This is a genomic window from Vibrio sp. B1FLJ16, from assembly GCF_905175385.1.
In the GTDB taxonomy this organism is placed as follows: domain Bacteria; phylum Pseudomonadota; class Gammaproteobacteria; order Enterobacterales; family Vibrionaceae; genus Vibrio.
Map to the genome: position 1 here is coordinate 2,909,210 of NZ_HG992749.1, position 25,805 is coordinate 2,935,014.

Here is a 25,805-nt window from a genome sequence, read left to right on the forward strand (position 1 = left end):
GAGTTTGTAATAACTTTACCAACTTTGCTATGCAAAGGATAAGTTCGCCAGGTGGCGTTCCGATCATGAGGGCATGGTCATGCTAAAAAAATTCAAACAAACACAAGATCAATGGGGTGGCTCAAGTGACGTCATTGATCACTGGTTAGAAACCAGACAATCGCTGATTGTAGAATACTGTAAGCTTGCAGCACTGCAGCCTTGCTCAAAAAGTAATGTGATTGAACTTCCTACCCCTTCTGAAATGCAAGACTTCTGCCAGCACTTGGTCGATTATATCTCTGAAGGCCACTTCAAAATTTACGACATGGTCATGGATCGCTGGAAATCGACAGGATTTGTTGTAACAGACGACATCAACCAGACTTACGGAAAAATCGTCATTACCACGGAGCCACTGCTCAACTTTAATGACAAGTACTCTGAAATCACAGAAGATGATGAATTACCGGATTTCAATTCCGATATGTCTTTAATCGGAGAAATTCTTGAGACTCGTTTTGAAGTTGAAGATCAACTGATTCAGCAAATTTCAGATAGCCTGTCGATGCCACCAGGGGCTTAAATGCCACTAGTTCAGGCAACACTCACAGAAACTTGAGATTGAAATATAGGGTTGATGCAAAAGTATCAGCCCTTTTTTTAATTCCAATCCAAAGCACTTGATAAAGATTCGCAAGAGGTATTAAAAAAGGCACCCTAAGGTGCCTTTTTGTTCTTAACGATTACTCGTCAGATAGCTTATTCTTCAGAAGAGAAGCCAGCGTTTAGAAGTGCTGCCAGGTTATCCGTAGCTTGTTCAGCTGATGGACCTTCTTGCGCTTCAGAACGTTTCGCTTGACGCTCTTGGTGGTATGCGAAACCAGTACCAGCTGGGATCAGACGACCAACAATTACGTTCTCTTTCAGACCACGTAGGTCATCACGCTTACCAGAAACCGCAGCTTCTGTTAGTACGCGAGTTGTCTCCTGGAACGATGCCGCAGAGATGAACGACTCAGTCGCTAGAGACGCCTTAGTAATACCTAGTAGTTCACGTTCGAAACGTGCAGGCTCTTTGCCTTCTGCTTCTAGGTCGCGGTTAGCGATCTTAACTTGTGAGTATTCAACTTGCTCACCAGGTAGGAACTCAGAGTCACCAGCAAATGTGATAGTACACTTACGTAGCATTTGACGAACGATAGTTTCAATGTGCTTATCGTTAATCTTAACGCCTTGTAGACGGTAAACTTCTTGTACTTCATTAGCGATGTACTGAGTTACCGCGTGTACGCCACGTAGACGTAGGATGTCATGTGGAGACTCTGGACCATCAGCGATTACATCACCACGTTCAACGCGCTCACCTTCGAACACGTTAAGCTGACGATGCTTAGGAATCATCTCTTCGTAAGCGTCACCGCTATCACGAGTGATCACTAGGCGGCGCTTACCTTTAGTCTCTTTACCAAAGCTTACCGTACCTGTGTGTTCAGCAAGGATCGCAGGCTCTTTAGGCTTACGAGCTTCGAACAGGTCAGCAACGCGTGGAAGACCACCGGTGATATCTTTGTTACCGCCAGATTTCTGAGGAATACGTGCTAGCGTATCACCCACACCTACTTCTGCGCCATCTTCAATGTTCACGATCGCTTTACCAGGTAGGAAGTAGTGAGCTGGCATTTCTGTACCAGGGATCATTACATCGTTACCTTGCTCGTCAACAAGTTTGATAGCTGGACGCATATCTTTACCTGCTGCTGGACGAGCGGCTGCGTCCGTCACTTCACTTGAAGATAGACCAGTTAGGTCATCTGTTTGACGAGAAACTGTCACACCATCAATCATATCTACGAACTGGATACGACCAGCTACTTCAGTGATGATTGGAAGTGTGTGCGCTTCCCAGTTCGCTACTGTTTCACCAGCTTGAACTGCATCGCTGTCTGCTTTGCTCAATAGAGAGCCGTAAGGCAGTTTGTGTTTCTCTTTGGTACGACCGAATTCGTCGATGATAGTCAACTCAGCAGCACGCGAAGTGATAACCAGTTTGCTATCTTTGTTCGTTACGAACTTAGCGTTGTGCAGTTTAACAGAACCGTTGTTCTTAACTTGGATGCTGTTTTCTGCTGCTGCTGTCGATGCCGCACCACCGATGTGGAACGTACGCATCGTAAGCTGTGTACCCGGCTCACCGATAGACTGAGCAGCGATAACACCAACTGCTTCACCTTGGTTCACTAGGTGACCACGTGCTAGGTCACGACCGTAACACTGTGCACAACAACCGAAGTCAGAATCACAAGTAACAACAGAACGTACACGCATGCTGTCAACTGAGTTCTCTTCCATGATTTGACACCACTTCTCATCGATCAGGGTGTTACGTGGAATAAGAACATCTTCAGTACCAGGCTTGATAACGTCTTCAGCAACTACACGGCCAAGAGCTAGCTCAGACAGTGCAACTTTAACATCACCACCCTCGATATGAGGCATCATGTCAACACCCTCATGAGTGCCACAGTCATGTTCAGTTACAACAACGTCTTGAGCAACGTCTACTAGACGACGAGTTAGGTAACCCGAGTTCGCTGTTTTCAGTGCCGTATCCGCAAGACCCTTACGAGCACCGTGCGTTGAGATAAAGTACTGAAGGACGTTTAGACCTTCTTTAAAGTTCGCTGTGATCGGCGTTTCGATGATTGAACCATCCGGACGCGCCATCAGACCACGCATACCAGCAAGCTGACGAATCTGTGCTGCAGAACCACGAGCACCTGAGTCCGCCATCATGTAGATGCTGTTGAACGACTCTTGTTGTTCCTCTTCACCATCACGGTTAACTACCGTTTCAGATGATAGGTTCTCCATCATTGCTTTCGCAACGCGGTCGTTGGTCGATGCCCAGATATCGATAACTTTGTTGTAGCGTTCGCCCGCAGTAACAAGACCAGATTGGTACTGTTCCTGGATTTCACGCACTTCTTCTTCCGCTTCTGCGATTTCAGTGTACTTAGCTGGCGGTACAACCATATCGTCGATACCAACAGATACACCAGATAGTGCCGCGTAAGCAAAACCTGCGTACATGATTTGGTCAGCGAAGATAACTGTGTCTTTAAGACCTAGCTTACGGTACGCCTCGTTAAGTAGGTTAGAGATTTGCTTCTTACCTAGCTTTTGGTTAACGATGCTGTACGGTAGACCAGCTGGCACGATTTGCCACAGCATTGCACGACCGATAGTGGTATCAACCATACCAGTAGATGTTGTGCTGTTACCGTCTTCGTCTACGACTGTTTCAGTAATACGTACTTTAACGCGTGCGTGAAGTTCAGCTTGTTTAGTGCGGTATGCTTTCTCAGCCTCTGCTGGGCCAGAAAGGTACATGCCTTCACCTTTCACGTTGATCTTTTCACGAGTCATGTAGTACAGACCCAATACAACGTCCTGAGAAGGTACGATGATAGGATCACCTGACGCTGGCGACAGAATGTTGTTTGTCGACATCATCAGAGTACGAGCTTCAAGCTGTGCCTCTAGAGTTAGAGGTACGTGAACCGCCATTTGGTCACCATCGAAGTCCGCGTTGTACGCCGCACACACAAGTGGGTGTAGCTGAATCGCTTTACCTTCGATTAGTACTGGTTCGAACGCCTGGATACCTAGACGGTGAAGTGTAGGTGCACGGTTCAATAGTACTGGGTGTTCACGGATTACTTCGTCTAGGATATCCCAAACAACCGCTTCTTCACGCTCTACCATCTTCTTAGCAGCTTTGATTGTAGTCGCAAGACCACGAGTCTCTAGCTTGCTATAGATGAATGGTTTGAATAGCTCAAGTGCCATCTTCTTAGGAAGACCACACTGGTGCAGACGAAGGTATGGACCTACTGTGATTACAGAACGGCCAGAGTAGTCTACACGTTTACCTAGTAGGTTCTGACGGAAACGACCTTGTTTACCCTTGATCATATCAGCAAGAGATTTCAGAGGACGCTTGTTAGAACCTGTGATCGCACGACCACGACGACCGTTATCTAGTAGCGCATCAACAGACTCTTGCAGCATACGTTTTTCGTTACGTACGATGATGTCCGGAGCTGCAAGCTCTAGAAGACGCTTCAAACGGTTGTTACGGTTGATCACACGACGGTATAGATCGTTTAGATCAGAAGTCGCAAAGCGACCGCCATCTAGTGGTACTAGAGGACGTAGATCTGGCGGAAGTACTGGAAGGACAGTCAGGATCATCCACTCTGGGTTGTTACCCGATGCGATGAACGCTTCTACCAGTTTAAGACGCTTAGTTACTTTCTTACGCTTAGTTTCAGAGTTTGTTGTCTCTAACTCTTCGCGCATTTGTTCTGCTTCAGCGTGCATATCCATAGAACCTAGTAGGTCCTTGATAGCTTCTGCACCCATTTTAGCCGTGAACTCGTCGCCCCACTCTTCTAGACGATCCAGATACTCTTCTTCAGTTAGCATCTGACTCTTTTCTAGATCAGTCATACCTGGTTCAGTTACTACGTACATTTCGAAGTAAAGAACACGTTCGATATCACGTAGTGGGATATCCATTAGTAGACCGATACGAGACGGTAGCGATTTTAGGAACCAGATGTGAGCTACTGGTGAAGCAAGTTCGATGTGGCCCATACGGTCACGACGAACTTTAGTTTGTGTAACTTCTACACCACACTTCTCACAGATAACACCACGGTGCTTCAGGCGCTTGTACTTACCACAAAGACATTCGTAGTCTTTAACTGGACCAAAGATACGCGCACAGAACAGACCATCGCGTTCAGGTTTGAACGTACGATAGTTGATCGTTTCAGGTTTTTTAACTTCACCGAAAGACCATGAACGGATCATGTCTGGTGAAGATAGACCGATTTTGATTGCATCAAACTCTTCGGTCTTATGCTGTGCTTTTAGAAAGTTTAATAAGTCTTTCACAATCAGCTCCTGTAAGGAGTTAAAAGCAGCCAGCCAAGCGCTAGCTGCTTTCTACCAGATAATCACTTTTCTCAAATGAGAAAGGGATTACTCTTCGTCTTCTAGCTCGATGTTGATACCTAGCGAGCGAATCTCTTTCAACAATACGTTGAACGATTCTGGCATACCAGGTTCCATGCTGTGGCTTCCGTCTACGATGTTCTTGTACATCTTAGTACGGCCGTTAACGTCATCCGACTTAACAGTTAGCATTTCTTGTAGAGTGTAAGCAGCACCGTATGCTTCTAGTGCCCATACTTCCATCTCACCGAAACGCTGACCACCGAACTGAGCTTTACCACCAAGTGGTTGCTGAGTTACTAGGCTGTACGAACCAGTTGAACGAGCGTGCATCTTGTCATCAACAAGGTGGTTTAGTTTCAGCATGTACATGTAACCTACAGTTACAGGACGCTCAAACGCATCACCTGTGCGACCATCAAACAGCGTTAGCTGACCAGACGTTGGTAGGTCTGCTAGTTTTAGAAGCTCTTTGATTAGCGGCTCAGAAGCACCGTCAAATACTGGCGTCGCGATTGGTAGACCGCCACGTAGGTTTTTGATCAGTGTACGAACTTCGTCGTCAGACAGAGAAGCAACGTCTACTTTCTGGCGAGTTTCGCCTAGATCGTAAACTTTCTGCAGGAACTCGCGGAATTTCGCTAGTTCTTGCTGCTCTTTAACCATCTGGTTGATCTTGTCACCGATACCTTTCGCTGCCAGACCTAAGTGAACTTCTAGGATCTGACCGATGTTCATACGCGAAGGTACACCCAGTGGGTTAAGTACGATGTCTACAGGCTGACCTTTCTCATCGTATGGCATGTCTTCAACAGGGTTGATCTTAGAGATTACACCCTTGTTACCGTGACGACCCGCCATCTTATCACCAGGCTGGATACGACGTTTAACCGCTAGGTAAACCTTAACGATCTTCAGTACGCCAGGTGCTAGATCATCACCTTGAGTGATCTTACGACGCTTAGTTTCAAACTTCTTATCGAAGTCGGCTTTTAGCTCGTCCCACTGCTCAGCAAGTTGCTCTAGCTGAGTTTGTAGTGCGTCATCTTCTAGCGTTAGCTCTAGCCACTTCTTACGTTCAGTAGACTCAAGTTTCGCTTCAGAGTAACCGCCTTCAATCAGAACAGCTTTAACACGGTTTAGAAGGCCACCCTCAAGAATCTGGAATTCTTCAGTTAGGTCTTTCTTCGCTTCTTTAAGCTGCATCTGTTCGATTTCAAGCGCACGCTTGTCTTTCTCTACGCCATCGCGAGTGAAGACTTGAACGTCGATGATCGTACCTGATACAGAGTTCGGTACACGTAGTGACGTATCTTTAACATCCGATGCTTTTTCACCGAAGATTGCGCGTAGTAGCTTCTCTTCAGGCGTTAGCTGAGTTTCACCTTTAGGCGTTACTTTACCAACTAGGATGTCGCCACCCTTAACTTCAGCACCAATGTAAACGATACCTGACTCGTCTAGTTTAGACAGAGCAGATTCACCTACGTTTGGAATATCCGCTGTGATCTCTTCAGAGCCCAGCTTAGTATCACGTGCCACACAAGTCAGTTCTTGGATGTGGATTGTCGTGAAGCGGTCTTCTTGAACTACGCGCTCAGATACTAGGATCGAGTCTTCGAAGTTGTAACCGTTCCAAGGCATGAACGCGATACGCATGTTTTGACCAAGCGCTAGCTCACCAAGGTCTGTTGAAGGACCATCAGCAAGTACGTCGCCACGTGCTACAGGTTCACCTGGCATTACACATGGGCGCTGGTTGATACATGTGTTCTGGTTAGAACGTGTGTATTTAGTCAGGTTGTAGATGTCGATACCTGCTTCACCAGGTACTAGCTCTTCTTCGTTTACTTTAACAACGATACGAGAAGCATCTACAGACTGAATTACACCACCACGCTTAGCAACCGCAGTTACACCTGAGTCAACGGCTACGTTACGTTCAATACCAGTACCAACAAGCGGTTTATCAGCTTTCAGCGTTGGAACTGCCTGACGTTGCATGTTCGCACCCATCAATGCACGGTTCGCATCATCGTGTTCTAGGAACGGGATAAGCGATGCAGCGATAGATACAACCTGGTTTGTCGCAACGTCCATGTACTGAGCGTGCTCACGAGGGTGTAGACCAGATTCACCTTTCTGACGAGCTGTGATCAGCTCATCTGCAAACGTACCTTCTTCAGTTAACGCAGCGTTAGCCTGTGCGATAACGAATTGGCCTTCTTCGATTGCAGATAGGTAATCTACTTCGTCTGTCACCACGCCATCTACAACGCGACGGTATGGAGTCTCTAGGAAACCGTACTCGTTACAACGCGCAAAAGCAGATAGAGAGTTGATCAGACCGATGTTTGGACCTTCAGGCGTTTCGATAGGACATAGACGGCCGTAGTGAGTTACGTGTACGTCTCGAACTTCGAAGCCAGCACGTTCACGAGTCAGACCGCCAGGACCCAATGCAGAAATACGACGCTTGTGCGTTACTTCTGACAGCGGGTTGTTTTGGTCCATAAACTGTGACAGCTGTGAAGAGCCAAAGAATTCTTTAACGGCTGCAGAGATTGGCTTAGCGTTGATCAGGTCTTGAGGCATGATCGCATCAAGGTCGCCCAGACTCAGACGCTCTTTAACTGCACGCTCAACACGTACCAGACCTACACGGAACTGGTTCTCAGCCATTTCGCCTACAGAACGGATACGACGGTTACCTAGGTGGTCGATATCGTCCACTTCGCCGATACCGTTACGGATCGCGATAAGCTTCTTCATCACTTCGATGATATCTGTTTCATCAAGTGTGCCTTGCTCTTGAGCATCTTCACGCGCGATAGAGCTGTTGAACTTCATACGACCAACAGTCGATAGATCGTAACGCTCTTCAGAGAAGAATAGGCTTTCGAATAATGCTTCTGCAGCTTCTTTTGTTGGCGGCTCACCAGGGCGCATCATGCGGTAGATTTCTACCAGTGCAGAAATACGATCAACCGTGCTGTCGATACGTAGAGTTTCTGACATGAATGGACCGTGGTCTAGATCGTTCGTAAACAGAACTTCTAGCGCTTTGTGGCCAGCCTGAGATAGATTCGCTAGTGCTTCCAGGCTGATTTCCTGGTTTGCATTAACAATGATCTCGCCTGTTGCTTCGTTGATGTAATCTTTCGATGCAACTTTACCAACGATGTACTCAACTGGTACTTCGATATGGTCAATGCCGTCTTTTTCTAGTTGACGGATATGACGAGCTGTTACGCGACGACCTTGCTCAACGTAAACTTTACCATCAGCTTCGATGTCGAATGACGCAGTTTCACCACGTAGACGATCAGGAACCAACTCCATAAGAAGAGTTTGGTCTTTCACTTCGAAGTTCACTTTCTCGAAGAAGATATCTAAGATTTCTTCAGTCGATTTACCTAGTGCACGAAGGATGATCGATGCTGGTAGCTTACGACGGCGGTCGATACGAACGTACAGGTTATCCTTAGGATCGAACTCGAAATCAAGCCATGAACCACGGTAAGGGATAACGCGTGCGTTGTATAAAACTTTACCTGAAGAGTGGGTCTTACCCTTATCGCTGTCGAAGAACACGCCTGGGCTTCGGTGCAGCTGGGATACGATAACCCTCTCGGTACCGTTGATTACGAAGGTACCATTGTCTGTCATGAGTGGAATTTCGCCCATGTAGACTTCTTGTTCTTTAATGTCTTTTACAGTACCTGCTGGCGCGTCTTTATCAAAGATAACTAGGCGTAGTTTTACACGTAGTGGCTTTGAGTAAGTTACACCGCGGATTTGACATTCTTTAACGTCAAAAACTGGCTCACCAAGACGGTAGCTAACGTATTGCAGCTCAGAATTGCCGTTGTAGCTCTGAATTGGAAATACAGAACGGAAAGCAGCTTCAAGACCGTATTGACCTTCAGGATCCTGTTCGATAAATTTGTCGAACGAATCGAGCTGGATCGATAGCAGGTATGGAATGTCCAAAACTTGTGGACGAGTACCAAAGTCCTTACGGATGCGCTTTTTCTCGGTATAAGAGTAAACCATGGGGTTCCTCAGCTCGCTGATAAGTGACCCAAACTGTCCGCCCGCTCCTAGTTACTTAAGGGGGGTAAGGGACAGTGACTAAATAGCTGTTTACTGTAGTGACATTTCATTTCGAAAGAATGAAATGTTTTTTGCATGGGTATTAGGCGCTTAAACAGCGGGAAAATTCACCTATACCCTACAGCGCAAAAAGGCCGGTGGTTAAAAAACCACCAGCCAATTAGCCGTTAGGCTAAGAAACTATGCAATAATTACTTAACAGCAACAGTTGCACCAGCTTCTTCTAGCTGAGCTTTAAGTGCGTCAGCTTCTGCTTTGTCAACACCTTCTTTAAGAGGTGCTGGAGCGCCGTCTACAAGAGCTTTAGCTTCTTTAAGACCTAGGCCAGTTGCGCCACGTACTGCTTTGATTACAGCAACTTTGTTACCGCCAGCAGATTCTAGGATTACGTCAAATTCAGTTTGCTCAGCTGCAGCTTCGCCGCCAGCAGCGCCGCCAGCTACAACAGCAGCAGCAGCAGTAACACCGAATTTCTCTTCCATAGCTTCGATTAGTTCAACAACTTGCATTACAGACATTTCTGCAACTGCGTCTAGGATTTGCTCGTTAGTAATAGACATAACAATTCTCTTTTAAGTCAACAATAAGTTTATTAAGCAACCAGTAAAAAGCAAGGCTTATTAAGCAGCTTCTTTTTGATCGCGGATAGCAGCGATAGTACGAACCAGCTTGCCAGCAGAAGCTTCTTTCATGCACATCATTAGGCGTGCAATTGCTTCGTCGTAAGTTGGTAGTGTCGCTAGTACTTCAGCGTCAGTTAGCGCGCCTTCAAATGCAGCAGCTTTGATCTCGAAGTCTTTGTTCTCTTTAGCGAAGTCTTTGAAAAGACGTGCTGCAGCACCTGGGTGCTCGTTAGAGAACGCGATTAGAGTAGGACCAGTGAAAGTGTCTACTAGACACTCGTAGTCTGTACCCTGAACCGCACGACGTGCAAGTGTGTTACGCACGACTTTCATGTAAACACCAGCTTCACGAGCTTGTTTACGTAGAGAAGTCATTGCGCCAACTTCAACGCCACGAGAATCAGCTACAACTGCAGAAAGTGCACCACTGGCAGCTTCGTTGACTTCAGCAACAATTGCTTTTTTGTCTTGAAGGTTTAAAGCCATCTTGGATTTACTCCTGGTTGTCGTTACACCACTCACTATTATCACAACAGTGAGAGCTATTTAGGTGCATTCCCAGAAGAAAGTTAACTATTAAATATAGAGCTTTCTGTCAGTTCGGGCACCATCTACGTAGGATAATTAAGTTTGATAATAAACAAACACCTACGGTCTTGGACGGAGACTGGGTCTTAATTCAATTCGAACTAGGAGACAGTTCAAAGAACCAAAGTTCAGCCCCAACCACAAATATTAGGCGCAAAATTATACATCAATTCTGCGCCTAAGCAAATAAATTATGCTTGAGTGTTCAGGCTAGCCTGATCAACAGCAACACCAGCACCCATAGTAGTAGAGATGCTTACTTTCTTCAGGAAAGTACCTTTCGCTGAAGATGGCTTAGCTTTCTTAAGAGCGATTAGAAGAGACTCTAGGTTCTCTTTGATCTGCTCTGCAGAGAAGTTAGCTTTACCGATAGTAGTGTGGATGATGCCGTTTTTGTCGTTACGGTAACGAACCTGACCAGCTTTAGCGTTCTTAACAGCTTCAGCAACGTTAGGAGTTACAGTACCAACTTTAGGGTTTGGCATTAGACCGCGAGGACCTAGGATAGTACCTAGCTGACCTACAACGCGCATTGCATCTGGAGAAGCAACAACTACGTCAAAGTTCATTTCGCCTTTCTTCACTTGCTCAGCAAGATCTTCCATACCAACGATGTCTGCGCCAGCTTCTTTAGCTGCTTCAGCGTTTGCACCTTGAGTGAACACTGCAACGCGGATTTCACGGCCAGTACCGTGAGGTAGCACAGTTGCACCACGTACGTTCTGGTCAGATTTACGAGCATCGATGCCTAGGTTAACTGCAACATCTACAGACTCAACGAATTTAGCAGTAGCTAGTTCTTGAAGAAGAGCAACAGCTTCGTTGATGTCGTATTCTTTAGTTACGTCAACTTTTTCGCGGATTACGCGCATGCGCTTAGTTAGTTTTGCCATGATCTTAACCCTCTACCACTAGGCCCATTGAACGAGCAGTACCCGCAATAGAACGCTTCATCGCTTCGATATCAGCACCAGTCATATCAGCAGCTTTAGTTTCTGCGATTTCTTGGATTTGAGCGTCAGTTACCGTACCAACTTTTTCAGTGTTTGGACGACCTGAACCAGACTTAACGCCAGCAGCTTTCTTAAGTAGAACAGCAGCAGGTGGAGTCTTAGTTACGAACGTGAAAGAACGGTCGTTGTAAACAGTGATAACAACTGGAGTAGGTAGACCTTTCTCGATAGATTCTGTTTTCGCGTTGAACGCTTTACAGAATTCCATGATGTTAACACCGTGTTGACCTAGTGCAGGACCTACTGGTGGACTAGGGTTAGCCATACCAGCAGCAACTTGTAGCTTGATGTAAGCTTCAACTTTCTTAGCCATGATAATTCCTAAGTTTGGGTACAAACGCTAATCACGGATCAGCTCCCCGTTTATGTAAGATACTTTTTACTTCTTCAGAAGCAAAAAGGCGCGAAATTATAGTAATAATTCGCGCCTTATACAACCCTAAAAAGGTGGTTTTTTATACTCTTTGAATAAGAGTCTTAGTCGAGTTTTTCAACCTGACCAAATTCAAGCTCAACTGGTGTCGCACGACCAAAGATCGATACAGACACTTTCAGGCGGCTCTTCTCGTAATCCACTTCTTCAACAGTACCGTTGAAGTCAGCAAATGGACCTTCATTAACACGTACTACTTCACCCGCTTCGTACATAGTACGCGGACGAGGAGCTTCACTCGCTTTCTCAAGACGATTGAGAATCGCATCAGCTTCTTTATCTGTGATAGGTGCTGGACGGTCTGAGGTACCACCAATGAAGCCCATGACACGCGGCACACTACGTACTAAGTGCCATGATTCATCGTTCATGATCATCTGAACAAGGACGTAACCTGGGAAGAACTTACGCTCAGATTTGCGGCGCTGACCCGCGCGCATTTCTACTACTTCTTCAGTAGGAACCAGTACTTCACCGAATAGCTCTTCCATGCCGTGCATTTTGATATGCTCGCGCAGTGATTGAGCTACACGACCTTCAAATCCAGAGAAGGCTTGAACCACATACCAGCGTTTTTTTGGAGCTTCACTCATGAATTAAAACCCTCTATACCCCAGTCGCTAGAGCTACCAGACGAACCATAATTCCGTCAATACCCCATAGCACTAGAGCCATTACAATACTTACAGCTAAAACGATCAGTGTTGTTTGCATGGTTTCTTGGCGAGTAGGCCAAACAACTTTACGTACTTCCATACGCGATTCTTTTGCAAAACTGATCGCTGCTTTACCTTTAGTCGTTGTTGCTGCAACGCCAAGAGCAGCTGCAATCAGAACAACAGCGCCTGCAGCGCGAACCACTACAGACATTTCACCATACAGGTAATTACCCACAACAGCGGCAGCGGCCAATACGAAAGCGACGATCCACTTAAACGTATCTGCTGCATTTGAGCTATCAGGAGTTTCAGCATTATTTGCTTTCATAAAACCAACCTGTTACAAGTCTTAATATAGACGACAACGACCCCGCTGTTGCAGGGCAAACTCCATATCGCTGAAAAAACAGCGAACTCTTCTTAAGATTAAGCAGCTTTGCTTAATCTTGCTCCGCACCCAGTAACTTCTGAACAAGAAAACAGCAAAAATTATGTTGAGTGCAGAAAAAGGGCATCAAATGATGCCCTTTTTGCTACTGGTTCGTCAAATCTAATTCAAGATTTTCAGAAACTATCGCCTAATTCGTTAAGAATTAGTCGAAGATCTTAGCAACAACACCAGCACCTACTGTACGGCCACCTTCACGGATCGCGAAACGTAAACCTTCGTCCATTGCGATTGGTGCGATTAGCTCAACAGTCATCTGTACGTTGTCACCAGGCATTACCATTTCTACGCCGTCTGGTAGAGTGATGTCACCAGTTACGTCAGTTGTACGGAAGTAGAACTGTGGACGGTAGCCTTTGAAGAATGGAGTGTGACGACCACCTTCATCTTTAGACAGTACGTATACTTCTGATTCAAACTTAGTGTGTGGAGTGATTGAACCTGGCTTAGCTAGTACTTGACCACGTTCTACTTCGTCACGCTTAGTACCACGTAGAAGTGCACCAACGTTCTCACCCGCACGACCTTCGTCTAGAAGCTTACGGAACATTTCAACACCAGTACATGTAGTAGTAGTAGTGTCTTTGATACCTACGATAGCAACTTCGTCACCTACGTTCAGGATACCACGTTCGATACGGCCAGTTACTACTGTACCACGGCCTTGGATCGAGAATACGTCTTCGATAGGCATTAGGAACGGTAGATCGATTGCACGCTCTGGCTCTGGGATGTATGAATCTAGCGCTTCAGCTAGTTCAACGATTTTTGCTTCCCACTGCTCTTCGCCGTTTAGTGCGCCTAGTGCAGAACCTTGGATAACTGGTAGGTCATCACCTGGGAAGTCGTATTCAGAAAGAAGTTCACGAACTTCCATTTCTACTAGTTCTAGTAGCTCTTCATCGTCAACCATGTCACATTTGTTCATGAATACGATGATGTATGGGATACCAACCTGACGGCCTAGTAGGATGTGCTCACGAGTTTGTGGCATTGGGCCATCTGTCGCAGCAACAACTAGGATACCACCGTCCATCTGAGCAGCACCAGTGATCATGTTTTTAACGTAGTCCGCGTGTCCTGGACAGTCAACGTGTGCGTAGTGACGGCTTGGAGTGTCGTACTCTACGTGAGACGTTGCGATTGTGATACCACGCTCACGCTCTTCTGGAGCGTTATCGATAGATGCGAAGTCACGAGCAGCACCGCCGTATACTTTTGCAAGAGTAGTACAGATAGCAGCAGTTAGAGTTGTTTTACCGTGGTCAACGTGGCCGATAGTACCAACGTTTACGTGCGGTTTTACACGTTCAAATTTTTCTTTAGACATGAGTGGTCCCTCTAGGTACGGATTTTGGTGGCCCAAATGACCACGCAACCAAAAAAGATTATTGGTAAATCTAATATCAAAAGGAAATAAACTTGAGAGCTGGTGCTGATAGGCAGACTCGAACTGCCGACCTCATCCTTACCAAGGATGCGCTCTACCACCTGAGCTATATCAGCACTCAAATTAGAGTGGAGCGGGCAGCGGGAATCGAACCCGCATCATCAGCTTGGAAGGCTGAGGTAATAGCCATTATACGATGCCCGCAACACGTAACTCTGAGAGCTATTTCCTAAAGAATATGGTGGAGGGGGACGGATTCGAACCATCGAAGGCAGTGCCGGCAGATTTACAGTCTGCTCCCTTTGGCCACTCGGGAACCCCTCCAAAATTTCTAGCCATTCTCACTACTAATTGCTTCTCGTAAGAAACAGGAGAGAATGGTGCCGACTACCGGAATCGAACTGGTGACCTACTGATTACAAGTCAGTTGCTCTACCTACTGAGCTAAGTCGGCATAAGTGGAGCGCATTCTATTGAATGATTTTCTAGGTTGCAATAGTAATTTAAAAAAAAATCGTAAAAATCGATTTTTTACATTCATTTGCCGCAAAAACATACAATCTCCGCTTTTTTAAAGCAAACTTCGACTTCCGTCGCTTGCTTTAAAGTGCGCTTAATGTATGTTCATGCTCTCAATGAAACCAAGGATAAAAGAGACCCATGAGTCCATTTTTGTCATTTGACCGTGCCAACTGGGCAGAACTGCGCAACTCTGTACCGATGACACTTTCCGAAGACGATTTGATCGCGCTTCAGGGCATAAATGAAAACCTTACCATGGAGGAAGCTGTAGAAATCTACCTGCCTTTGTCTCGCCTGCTGAATTTGTATGTACAAGCCCGCCAGAGCCGTAATTCGGTTTTGCAGCAGTTCCTCAATACCGAGGAACATGCCCCACCCTTTGTCATCGGCATCGCTGGTAGTGTTGCTGTAGGTAAGAGTACGACAGCCCGTATTCTGAAAGCGCTGCTTTCTCGTTGGGAAAATCACCCGAAGGTATCGTTAGTCACAACAGATGGCTTTTTATATCCGAAAAAAGTCTTGGAAGAAAAGGGTATTATGCATCGTAAAGGCTTTCCTGAGTCTTATGATATCAAACGCCTGGTCGAATTTATGTCTGATGTCAAAGCAGGTAAACCAAACCTTGAGGTTCCTGTCTACTCTCATATCACCTATGACATTACTGACGAACTGAAAAAGGTCGACAGGCCTGATGTACTGATCATTGAAGGGCTAAACGTATTACAGAGCGGTATGGACTACCCGCACGATCCCCATCGGGTGTTCGTTTCAGACTTCTTGGATTTTTCTATTTATGTCGATGCCGAATCCGACACGATTGAGCAGTGGTATGTGGAAAGGTTTTTAAAATTCAGACGGGGTGCTTTTGCAAAACCCGGCTCTTATTTCAGTCACTATACACAACTGTCGGCTGATGAAGCCAAAAGCAAAGCGAAAGAGATCTGGAATAGCATTAACGGGCTCAACTTGGAACATAACATCCTCCCTACACGGGAAAGAGCCCACTTGATTTTACATAAAGGGGTCAACCACCTTGTAGATAAGGTGTCCCTCAGAAAGTAAAGGGAAATCAGTCCCCTTTTCTTAATGAGATCTCGCCACCAATGTAAGTCTCCAGGCCATTCTCTGTTTCCAGGATCACACCACCTTGCTGATCGATACCTTTTACTACGCCATGAACTTCTCTTGGTCCCATTACCAGCTTCACCGGACGCCCAAGAAAGTTATCCAGACGATTCCAGCGATCTACAAATCCGGCTAACCCCATCAACTCATAATCCACAAGAGCCATATTCCAGTGCTTAATCAGGGTCAGTGCCAGTTGTGTCCTGTCTATACTCAAATCGCCACAGGCTTGATTAAGCGTCGTCCAGGGCTGATCAATGTCAGGTTGAACATCCGGCATGCCAATATTTAACCCCATACCGATAACTAAGTGAGCGGCTCCGCCTGCCTGCCCGGACATTTCTACCAATATGCCGGCCAGTTTTTTATCCTGATAGTACAGGTCATTTGGCCACTTAAGCTTAACGCCTTCAACACCCATCGCTTCAAGCGCTTCAACCGCTGCTATACCAATAACGAGGCTTAACCCCATGGCTGCCGCCATACCAGCTTCAAGGCGCCAGTACATGGATAGATACAAGTTAGAGCCGAATGGTGATACCCACTGACGACCTCGACGCCCCCTCCCGTTAGCCTGATACTCAGCTAAACATATACGGCCTTTCTCAGACTCACTAACTCTGTCTAACAAATACTGATTGGTAGAATCAATCACCGGGATTAACTCCAGCTTTTGTACGCTGCCAGCCGTTAGCTTCGCTTCATCCAACAGCGGCATTGGCTTAGCCATTTGATAACCACGCCCCTGAATGCGGTAAATATCTACTCCCCAGTCTGATAAGCCTTTAATGTGCTTAGCAATTGCCGCTCTTGATATCCCAAGATCATGCCCTAACGCTTCACCGGAATGAAATTCGCCATCACTTAGTGTTTTCAGAATATGAAGCTTGGTGGAGTGATCTTTTCTCATTGTGCGGCCTCGATGTCACTAAGGCACGTTTCACCCAATTTATTGATAAAGCGAACTTCGTGTTCGAGCTCGATTTCAAACTTATCCCAGACGGTCCGTTTAACGAGAGAAGCCAAAGACAGCACATCATCGGCACTACAGTTATTTACATTAGTCAGAACCAGCGCTTGTAGCGGGTTAACCTGAGCACCATTCACAGCGACCCCTTTAAGGCCACATTGATCAATTAACCAACCGGCAGCCACCTTCATTCCGTTTTCGGCTGGGTACGCAACCAAATCACTATGAAGTTCAAGAAGTCGATCATACTGATCTTGCGAGATCACCGGGTTTTTAAAAAAGCTTCCGGCATTACCCACTTTCGCAGGATCCGGTAATTTCTCACGGCGGATCTGACAAACACGGTCAAATATTGACGCAGGGCTCAACTGTTCTTCAGGGATACTCTGTAAAGGACCATATTGGTTTTTCGGCAGCCACTGCTTACTGAGCTTGAGGCCAACTGCGCAAATAAAGCACTGGCCAAACAAAGCATGCTTGAAGATCGAATCTCGATAACCAAACTCACACTCCTCAGCACTCATCCGCCTGGTCTCAAATGTATTCAAATCCAAGATATCCACATAATCGCAGATATCTTTGAGCTCGACGCCATAGGCACCAATATTCTGGATCGGTGCAGACCCTGCACAACCTGGGATAAGAGCAAGGTTTTCTATTCCGCCATATCCCTTGTCAACACACCAGGAAACCAACTCGGGCCAATCTTCACCACCTTCGATATGCAGTAAATAATGCTCTTCTGTCTCTTTAACAACTTTTCCCGCCAACCTGTTAATTATCACCAGGCCTTCATAGTGTTCCGTAAAAAGAACATTGCTCCCCTTACCCAGAAAGAGCTTCGGTAGTTCTTTGAAAGTCGGGTCCTGAAAGAGCTGAATTACATCCTCAACTGACTCGACGACAGCTAAATAGGAACACGTCTGTTCAATACCAAAAGTGTGATAAGCCTTAAGGCTCGCGTTTGTTTTAATTTGCATAGTGGGTTTGCAACGCCGGATGAGATTCTCTTAAACTGTCAGCATTCTACATCAGATAACTTTTAACCGCAGTGACAATACCTGACTCATTAATCATAGAAGTGTTAAATCCGATCAAACTTCCCCTTATTAAAAGGTTATACAAAGCCCACTATCCGGCAGGTCGGGCTAAGAGAGATGAATTAATTATTACAGCAACCAGTGAAGGTTCTATCGTTGCTTTATTACGAATGAAAACCGTAGATACTTCTCGTCTGCTAACCGGGATGCTAGTCGTACCTCAATACCGGGGGACTGGTGTCGGGAAAGCGTTGCTGGCTCATTGCGAGCAGAATGTTTTCAGCTCTGGTGATTACTGTTTTGCATTTATGCATTTAGAGTCTTATTACTCACAGTATGGTTTTAAGGCAATCGATAGCTCTGCATTACCAAGTTCACTAAAAATGGCTTATCAACGCTATGTAGATAGCGGTAAAGATCTCATTCCAATGCAATTCATCCCATCATAGGCTCCAAAGCGCGTGCTTTTGTAGCCAGAGAAATCATATCTTTGATAAAATATCAGGTTCGCAATATTGCACTAATTTAAGGTACTCACACCGGTATGATAGTAAGTAGGAATCCATTCGAACAGTTGCCTAGTCTCGCAGTAAACCCTAAAGACTTTGACGTACTGTATTCTGCTCAAGAATTCAGAACTCGCCTTTTGGACGCGATCAGTAAGGCAACGTCACGAATTTACCTAGTCGCTCTGTATCTGGAAGATGACGAAGCTGGACGTGAAATACTCACAGCCCTGTATGAAGCCAAGCAGCGTAATCCCGGCTTAGACATCAATATCTGTGTAGACTGGCATCGTGCACAGCGTGGCTTAATTGGAGCAGAAACTTCAGAAGGCAACTCTGCTCTGTATAAAGCATTTGCCCAACAGTACCAATACTCTATCCCTGTCTATGGCATTCCTGTTCGTGGTCGGGAGGTCTTTGGCGTATTGCACTTAAAAGGTTTCATTGTCGATGACACCGTTATCTATAGTGGTGCAAGCCTGAACAATGTTTATCTACAATATCATGGTCGCTATCGTTTTGACCGTTATCACGTCATACGACATGGGTCTCTCGCGGACTCAATGGTGGACTTTATTCAGAGTGAAATGATCGCACATCCAGCGGTCAACGATCTTGCAGCTCAAGATAAACCAGAAACAAAAGAAATCAAATCAGCGATTCGTCAACTACGCTCTTCTTTATCTCAAGCGAGTTATCAGTTTGAATCTGAAAAAGAAACTGAAGACTCAGTAAAAGTCACACCACTGGTTGGCTTGGGCAAACGACGCAATATATTGAATCAACAGATAGTTAAGTTACTCGCAGCCGCTCAAAATGAAGTTTTCATTTGTACTCCGTACTTCAACTTCCCTAAAGCTATTCATCGCGAAGTGAAGCGAGCAATGAAGCGCGGAGTAAAAGTAACTATTGTGGTTGGCGACAAGATTGCCAATGATTTCTATATCTCTCCTGAAGAAGAATTTAAAACCATCGGTGGCTTACCTTATCTTTATGAGGTTAATCTTCGTCGCTTCGCCAAGGCGAATGAGGCTAATATAGCGGCACGAAAACTATCGGTTCACTTATGGAAGCACGATAACAACAGCTTCCACCTTAAAGGTATTTGGGTTGATAAACGATACATGTTACTAACTGGAAATAACCTGAATCCACGAGCATGGTCTCTTGATCTGGAGAATGGCTTATTAATCCAAGATAACTACGCCAAGCTTACCAGTAAGTTTGAGGAAGAAGTTTCTCGTATCCTGGAGCACACTCACCTCATCTGCACCTATAGGCAGCTAGAAAAAGTTGATGACTACCCGTTAAGTGTTCAAAAGCTAGTAAGAAAAATTACCCGCTTAAAAGCGGACGGTGTTTTAAAACGTATTCTTTAAATGTCCAGTTTTTCAGTTGATTAGTTCAAAACCCAACTTCGGTTGGGTTTTTTGTGTTTACCCATCTAAGAGCAAACTGCTCTCGACACAGCCCACTTACTATAACCAACATCATTTAGTACTAAACCCTGTACACGTTTCTAAGTTTCAAATGATAGCTAGGGACATTGTCAGGCAGGAAAGTGAGGTTATTTGAAATAACGAAAAGTAGCACACTGAAAGCATGGGTAAGTTTAACTCTGATAAGTTTTGCTTCTTCTCAATTAGCACAGCTCATAAGCTTATCATCGACTTTCTGAGGGAAACGAGAAGTATTTTCCGTTTAAAACCTAATCTTCAAACGTAAAAAAGCCCGAGTCTTTCGACTCGGGCTTAGTATAAGTGGCGGAGTGGACGGGACTCGAACCCGCGACCCCCGGCGTGACAGGCCGGTATTCTAACCAACTGAACTACCACTCCGCAGTGGTATCACCCGTTATTACAACGAATGTCCATAATTTAAAGCCTGGCGATGTCCTACTCTCACATGGGGAAACCCCACACTACCATCGGCGCTGTTTTGTTTCACTTCTGAGTTCGGAATGGAATCAGGTGGGTCCAAAACGCTATGGCCGCCAAGCAAATTCTTTAATTCGGAAAGCTGTTTTTTAATTCTCGTTCTTACACATTCAATGTTCTTTTATTGAGTCCATCAAAACCCCTTGGGTGTTGTATGGTTAAGCCTCACGGGCAATTAGTACAGGTTAGCTCAACGCCTCACAACGCTTACACACCCTGCCTATCAACGTCGTAGTCTACGACAACCCTTTAGGATACTTAAAGTATCAGGGAGAACTCATCTCAAGGCTTGCTTCCCGCTTAGATGCTTTCAGCGGTTATCAATTCCGAACTTAGCTACCGGGCAATGCGTCTGGCGACACAACCCGAACACCAGAGGTTCGTCCACTCCGGTCCTCTCGTACTAGGAGCAGCCCCTTTCAATTCTCCAACGCCCACGGCAGATAGGGACCGAACTGTCTCACGACGTTCTAAACCCAGCTCGCGTACCACTTTAAATGGCGAACAGCCATACCCTTGGGACCGACTTCAGCCCCAGGATGTGATGAGCCGACATCGAGGTGCCAAACACCGCCGTCGATATGAACTCTTGGGCGGTATCAGCCTGTTATCCCCGGAGTACCTTTTATCCGTTGAGCGATGGCCCTTCCATTCAGAACCACCGGATCACTATGACCTGCTTTCGCACCTGCTCGAATTGTCATTCTCGCAGTCAAGCGGGCTTATGCCATTGCACTAACCTCACGATGTCCAACCGTGATTAGCCCACCTTCGTGCTCCTCCGTTACTCTTTGGGAGGAGACCGCCCCAGTCAAACTACCCACCAGGCACTGTCCGTAACCCCGATAAGGGGTCAACGTTAGAACATCAACACTACAAGGGTGGTATTTCAAGGACGGCTCCAACGATACTGGCGTACCGTCTTCAAAGCCTCCCACCTATCCTACACATGTAGGGTCAATGTTCAGTGCCAAGCTGTAGTAAAGGTTCACGGGGTCTTTCCGTCTAGCCGCGGGTACACTGCATCTTCACAGCGATTTCAATTTCACTGAGTCTCGGGTGGAGACAGCGTGGCCATCATTACGCCATTCGTGCAGGTCGGAACTTACCCGACAAGGAATTTCGCTACCTTAGGACCGTTATAGTTACGGCCGCCGTTTACCGGGGCTTCGATCAAGAGCTTCGACCGAAGTCTAACCCCATCAATTAACCTTCCGGCACCGGGCAGGCGTCACACCGTATACGTCATCTTACGATTTTGCACAGTGCTGTGTTTTTAATAAACAGTTGCAGCCACCTGGTATCTGCGACTCTCAATAGCTCCATCCGCGAGGGACTTCACCGTCGAGAGCGTACCTTCTCCCGAAGTTACGGTACCATTTTGCCTAGTTCCTTCACCCGAGTTCTCTCAAGCGCCTTGGTATTCTCTACCCGACCACCTGTGTCGGTTTGGGGTACGATTCCTTACAATCTGAAGCTTAGAGGCTTTTCCTGGAAGCATGGCATCAATGACTTCACTACCGTAGTAGCTCGACGTCGTGTCTCAGCCTTAAAAAGAGCCGGATTTACCTAACTCTTAAGCCTACGCACTTGAACCTGGACAACCGTCGCCAGGCCCACCTAGCCTTCTCCGTCCCCCCATCGCAATTGTAAGAAGTACGGGAATATTAACCCGTTTCCCATCGACTACGCCTTTCGGCCTCGCCTTAGGGGTCGACTTACCCTGCCCCGATTAACGTTGGACAGGAACCCTTGGTCTTCCGGCGAGGAGGTTTTTCACCCCCTTTATCGTTACTCATGTCAGCATTCGCACTTCTGATACGTCCAGCATGCGTTACCACACACCTTCAACCGCTTACAGAACGCTCCCCTACCCAATATACAAAAGTATATTGCCGCAGCTTCGGTTTACTACTTAGCCCCGTTACATCTTCCGCGCAGGCCGACTCGACCAGTGAGCTATTACGCTTTCTTTAAATGATGGCTGCTTCTAAGCCAACATCCTGGCTGTCTGAGCCTTCCCACATCGTTTCCCACTTAGTAGTAATTTGGGACCTTAGCTGGCGGTCTGGGTTGTTTCCCTCTCCACGACGGACGTTAGCACCCGCCGTGTGTCTCCCGGATAGTACTTACTGGTATTCGGAGTTTGCAAAGGGTTGGTAAGTCGGGATGACCCCCTAGCCTTAACAGTGCTCTACCCCCAGTAGTATTCGTCCGAGGCGCTACCTAAATAGCTTTCGGGGAGAACCAGCTATCTCCAGGTTTGATTGGCCTTTCACCCCTAGCCACAAGTCATCCGCTAATTTTTCAACATTAGTCGGTTCGGTCCTCCAGTTGATGTTACTCAACCTTCAACCTGCCCATGGCTAGATCACCTGGTTTCGGGTCTATATCCAGAGACTAAAACGCCCAGTTAAGACTCGGTTTCCCTACGGCTCCCCTAGATGGTTAACCTTGCCACTGAATATAAGTCGCTGACCCATTATACAAAAGGTACGCAGTCACAGGACAAAGCCTGCTCCTACTGCTTGTACGTACACGGTTTCAGGTTCTATTTCACTCCCCTCACAGGGGTTCTTTTCGCCTTTCCCTCACGGTACTGGTTCACTATCGGTCAGTCAGTAGTATTTAGCCTTGGAGGATGGTCCCCCCATATTCAGACAGGATATCACGTGTCCCGCCCTACTCGATTTCACTGAATGTGCGTTGTCAACTACGGGGCTATCACCCTGTATCGCCGGACTTTCCAGACCGTTCGTCTAACGCATATAAAGCTTAAGGGCTAGTCCAATTTCGCTCGCCGCTACTTTCGGAATCTCGGTTGATTTCTTTTCCTCGGGGTACTTAGATGTTTCAGTTCCCCCGGTTCGCCTCGCTGCGCTATGTATTCACGCAGCGATACTAGCTTATGCTAGTGGGTTTCCCCATTCGGAAATCCCAGACTCAAGTGGCTTTTACTGCCTAATCTGGGCTTATCGCAAGTTAATACGTCCTTCATCGCCTCTGACTGCCAAGGCATCCACCGTGTACGCTTAGTCACTTAACCATACAACCCGAAGGAGTTTCGAATTGAAGTTAAACAACCAAAGTTGCTGTCTCATTATTTGAATGAGCGAGACAGCTTTCGATTTTGCCGGACTCAAATTCCAAGAACACTTGAATGTGTTGTTAGTTGTATTCCATCAGGAATACTTTGAGAACTTTACAAATAATCTTAAAGATTATTTTGTCAGCTTTCCAAATTGTTAAAGAGCTATGTTAGCTACAAGCTTGCGCTTGTGAACTATCAATCTGTGTGGACACTCATCGTGTATAATCATCGTATAAGGAGGTGATCCAGCGCCAGGTTCCCCTAGCGCTACCTTGTTACGACTTCACCCCAGTCATGAACCACAAAGTGGTAAGCGTCCCCCCGAAGGTTAAACTACCTACTTCTTTTGCAGCCCACTCCCATGGTGTGACGGGCGGTGTGTACAAGGCCCGGGAACGTATTCACCGTGGCATTCTGATCCACGATTACTAGCGATTCCGACTTCATGGAGTCGAGTTGCAGACTCCAATCCGGACTACGACGCACTTTTTGGGATTCGCTCACTTTCGCAAGTTGGCCGCCCTCTGTATGCGCCATTGTAGCACGTGTGTAGCCCTACTCGTAAGGGCCATGATGACTTGACGTCGTCCCCACCTTCCTCCGGTTTATCACCGGCAGTCTCCCTGGAGTTCCCGACATTACTCGCTGGCAAACAAGGATAAGGGTTGCGCTCGTTGCGGGACTTAACCCAACATTTCACAACACGAGCTGACGACAGCCATGCAGCACCTGTCTCAGAGTTCCCGAAGGCACCAATCCATCTCTGGAAAGTTCTCTGGATGTCAAGAGTAGGTAAGGTTCTTCGCGTTGCATCGAATTAAACCACATGCTCCACCGCTTGTGCGGGCCCCCGTCAATTCATTTGAGTTTTAATCTTGCGACCGTACTCCCCAGGCGGTCTACTTAACGCGTTAGCTCCGAAAGCCACGGCTCAAGGCCACAACCTCCAAGTAGACATCGTTTACGGCGTGGACTACCAGGGTATCTAATCCTGTTTGCTCCCCACGCTTTCGCATCTGAGTGTCAGTATCTGTCCAGGGGGCCGCCTTCGCCACCGGTATTCCTTCAGATCTCTACGCATTTCACCGCTACACCTGAAATTCTACCCCCCTCTACAGTACTCTAGTCTGCCAGTTTCAAATGCAATTCCGAGGTTGAGCCCCGGGCTTTCACATCTGACTTAACAAACCACCTGCATGCGCTTTACGCCCAGTAATTCCGATTAACGCTCGCACCCTCCGTATTACCGCGGCTGCTGGCACGGAGTTAGCCGGTGCTTCTTCTGTCGCTAACGTCAAATAATGCAGCTATTAACTACACTACCTTCCTCACGACTGAAAGTGCTTTACAACCCGAAGGCCTTCTTCACACACGCGGCATGGCTGCATCAGGCTTGCGCCCATTGTGCAATATTCCCCACTGCTGCCTCCCGTAGGAGTCTGGACCGTGTCTCAGTTCCAGTGTGGCTGATCATCCTCTCAGACCAGCTAGGGATCGTCGCCTTGGTGAGCCCTTACCTCACCAACTAGCTAATCCCACCTAGGCATATCCTGACGCGAGAGGCCCGAAGGTCCCCCTCTTTGGCCCGAAGGCATCATGCGGTATTAGCCATCGTTTCCAATGGTTATCCCCCACATCAGGGCAATTTCCTAGGCATTACTCACCCGTCCGCCGCTCGACGCCGTTATCGTCCCCCGAAGGTTCAGATAACTCGTTTCCGCTCGACTTGCATGTGTTAGGCCTGCCGCCAGCGTTCAATCTGAGCCATGATCAAACTCTTCAATTTAAGATTTTGTTCGGCTCAATGAATACTGACTTCAAAACTACAAAAGTAATTTTAAAGCTATTATCGTTCCAACAGAACGATAATGAATTGACTGTGCTGAATCCGAAGATTCAATGGTCACTTCGTATCATTGAAACCTAATTTGAAACCGAAGTTTCGAATTGGATTATCATCAACGAGTGCCCACACAGATTGATAGGTTCTTATTTTTAAAGAGCATTTCTGACTTACTCATCGCTTTCGCGTCGTGCTGTCAGGGGTGCGTATCTTACGCTTCCCGATTTGAGAGTCAAGCATTTTTTCAAATTTCTTTTTCTCTCTTTCCGACTCGCTGTGTGACTGTTGTCTCACTCCGTGTCGGTGGATGCGCAGTATAGGGAGTTGAGAAATTAGCGCAACCCTTTTCTTAAAAAAAAACACCAAGCGCTTATTTATTCGCCAAAAGCGTGAAATTCGCATATTTCTTCGTCACATTTGAGACATATCACAGCAATTGGTTGGAAAAACACCAACCATATACGTAAGATTCATGTGTCTATTTTATTAATAGGCAA

15 protein-coding genes, 5 tRNA genes and 3 rRNA genes are annotated in these 25,805 nt (G+C 46.5%); 4 read left to right on the plus strand and 19 right to left on the minus strand.

Going from position 1 to position 25,805, the window contains the following annotated elements; translation table 11 throughout:
• Positions 1-73 precede the first annotated feature (73 nt).
• Positions 74-565 carry a sigma D regulator gene (rsd, locus tag KHN79_RS13300; RefSeq protein ID WP_182011716.1) on the plus strand — a complete coding sequence of 164 codons (492 nt, stop codon included), beginning with the start codon at positions 74-76 and terminating at the stop codon, positions 563-565.
• Positions 566-741: 176 nt separating this feature from the next.
• On the opposite strand, the gene rpoC is transcribed toward rsd, so the two are convergent.
• From rpoC to KHN79_RS13365, 13 genes are all read right to left on the minus strand, one after another.
• Positions 742-4,944, minus strand: a complete 4,203-nt coding sequence (gene rpoC / locus KHN79_RS13305; RefSeq protein WP_182011717.1) for a DNA-directed RNA polymerase subunit beta' — start codon at positions 4,942-4,944, stop codon at positions 742-744.
• A gap of 87 nt (positions 4,945-5,031) precedes the next feature.
• Positions 5,032-9,060 carry a DNA-directed RNA polymerase subunit beta gene (gene rpoB, locus KHN79_RS13310; RefSeq protein ID WP_182011718.1) on the minus strand — a complete coding sequence of 1,343 codons (4,029 nt, stop codon included), beginning with the start codon at positions 9,058-9,060 and terminating at the stop codon, positions 5,032-5,034.
• 251 nt (positions 9,061-9,311) lie between these two features.
• A complete protein-coding gene (gene rplL, locus KHN79_RS13315) occupies positions 9,312-9,680 on the minus strand; it encodes a 50S ribosomal protein L7/L12 (RefSeq protein ID WP_005451128.1) in 369 nt (122 codons plus the stop codon).
• Positions 9,681-9,740: 60 nt separating this feature from the next.
• Positions 9,741-10,229: a 50S ribosomal protein L10 gene (gene rplJ, locus KHN79_RS13320; RefSeq protein ID WP_182011719.1), complete on the minus strand. Its 489-nt coding sequence runs from the start codon at positions 10,227-10,229 to the stop codon at positions 9,741-9,743.
• Positions 10,230-10,522: 293 nt separating this feature from the next.
• Positions 10,523-11,224: a 50S ribosomal protein L1 gene (gene rplA / locus KHN79_RS13325; protein WP_182011720.1), complete on the minus strand. Its 702-nt coding sequence runs from the start codon at positions 11,222-11,224 to the stop codon at positions 10,523-10,525.
• Positions 11,225-11,228: 4 nt separating this feature from the next.
• Complete coding sequence (rplK, locus tag KHN79_RS13330) at positions 11,229-11,657, minus strand: 50S ribosomal protein L11 (RefSeq protein ID WP_008078231.1); 429 nt, start codon at positions 11,655-11,657, stop codon at positions 11,229-11,231.
• A gap of 164 nt (positions 11,658-11,821) precedes the next feature.
• Positions 11,822-12,370, minus strand: coding sequence for a transcription termination/antitermination protein NusG (nusG, locus tag KHN79_RS13335; RefSeq protein WP_005384681.1), 549 nt, complete (start codon positions 12,368-12,370; stop codon positions 11,822-11,824).
• A gap of 13 nt (positions 12,371-12,383) precedes the next feature.
• The gene (gene secE, locus KHN79_RS13340; protein ID WP_182011721.1) at positions 12,384-12,764 is read right to left on the minus strand and encodes a preprotein translocase subunit SecE; all 381 of its coding nucleotides are present in this window, start codon (positions 12,762-12,764) and stop codon (positions 12,384-12,386) included.
• Between the two features lie 265 nt (positions 12,765-13,029).
• Positions 13,030-14,214, minus strand: coding sequence for an elongation factor Tu (gene tuf, locus KHN79_RS13345; RefSeq protein WP_211907249.1), 1,185 nt, complete (start codon positions 14,212-14,214; stop codon positions 13,030-13,032).
• Positions 14,215-14,314: 100 nt separating this feature from the next.
• Positions 14,315-14,390, minus strand: a tRNA-Thr gene (locus KHN79_RS13350).
• 13 nt (positions 14,391-14,403) lie between these two features.
• Positions 14,404-14,478: transfer RNA gene (locus tag KHN79_RS13355), tRNA-Gly, on the minus strand.
• A gap of 35 nt (positions 14,479-14,513) precedes the next feature.
• Positions 14,514-14,598: transfer RNA gene (locus tag KHN79_RS13360), tRNA-Tyr, on the minus strand.
• A gap of 54 nt (positions 14,599-14,652) precedes the next feature.
• Positions 14,653-14,728: transfer RNA gene (locus tag KHN79_RS13365), tRNA-Thr, on the minus strand.
• A 206-nt stretch (positions 14,729-14,934) separates the two neighbouring features.
• Here KHN79_RS13365 and coaA point away from each other — a divergent pair.
• Entirely contained in the window at positions 14,935-15,858 is a 924-nt protein-coding gene (gene coaA / locus KHN79_RS13370) for a type I pantothenate kinase (protein WP_182011768.1), read from the plus strand.
• Between the two features lie 7 nt (positions 15,859-15,865).
• Here the strand turns inward: coaA and birA are convergent, their stop codons facing one another.
• Together birA and murB are read right to left on the minus strand one after the other, a co-directional pair.
• Positions 15,866-16,831, minus strand: a complete 966-nt coding sequence (gene birA, locus KHN79_RS13375; protein WP_182011769.1) for a bifunctional biotin--[acetyl-CoA-carboxylase] ligase/biotin operon repressor BirA — start codon at positions 16,829-16,831, stop codon at positions 15,866-15,868.
• Complete coding sequence (gene murB, locus KHN79_RS13380) at positions 16,828-17,871, minus strand: UDP-N-acetylmuramate dehydrogenase (RefSeq protein ID WP_182011770.1); 1,044 nt, start codon at positions 17,869-17,871, stop codon at positions 16,828-16,830. The genes birA and murB overlap by 4 nt, the downstream gene beginning before the upstream one ends.
• A 101-nt stretch (positions 17,872-17,972) precedes the next feature.
• On the opposite strand from murB, the gene KHN79_RS13385 reads away from it, so the two are divergent.
• Positions 17,973-18,380: a GNAT family N-acetyltransferase gene (locus tag KHN79_RS13385; RefSeq protein WP_182011772.1), complete on the plus strand. Its 408-nt coding sequence runs from the start codon at positions 17,973-17,975 to the stop codon at positions 18,378-18,380.
• Positions 18,381-18,475: 95 nt separating this feature from the next.
• Complete coding sequence (pssA, locus tag KHN79_RS13390) at positions 18,476-19,816, plus strand: CDP-diacylglycerol--serine O-phosphatidyltransferase (RefSeq protein ID WP_182011771.1); 1,341 nt, start codon at positions 18,476-18,478, stop codon at positions 19,814-19,816.
• A 382-nt stretch (positions 19,817-20,198) separates the two neighbouring features.
• On the opposite strand, the gene KHN79_RS13395 is transcribed toward pssA, so the two are convergent.
• The 4 genes from KHN79_RS13395 to KHN79_RS13410 form a co-directional block, all read right to left on the minus strand.
• Positions 20,199-20,275, minus strand: a tRNA-Asp gene (locus KHN79_RS13395).
• A gap of 44 nt (positions 20,276-20,319) precedes the next feature.
• A 5S ribosomal RNA gene (gene rrf / locus KHN79_RS13400) occupies positions 20,320-20,435 on the minus strand.
• Positions 20,436-20,528: 93 nt separating this feature from the next.
• Positions 20,529-23,420 (minus strand): 23S ribosomal RNA (locus KHN79_RS13405).
• Between the two features lie 278 nt (positions 23,421-23,698).
• Positions 23,699-25,251 (minus strand): 16S ribosomal RNA (locus KHN79_RS13410).
• Together the 16S, 23S and 5S rRNA genes with 1 tRNA gene alongside form the textbook arrangement of a ribosomal RNA operon.
• Between the last annotated feature and the right edge of the window lie 554 nt (positions 25,252-25,805).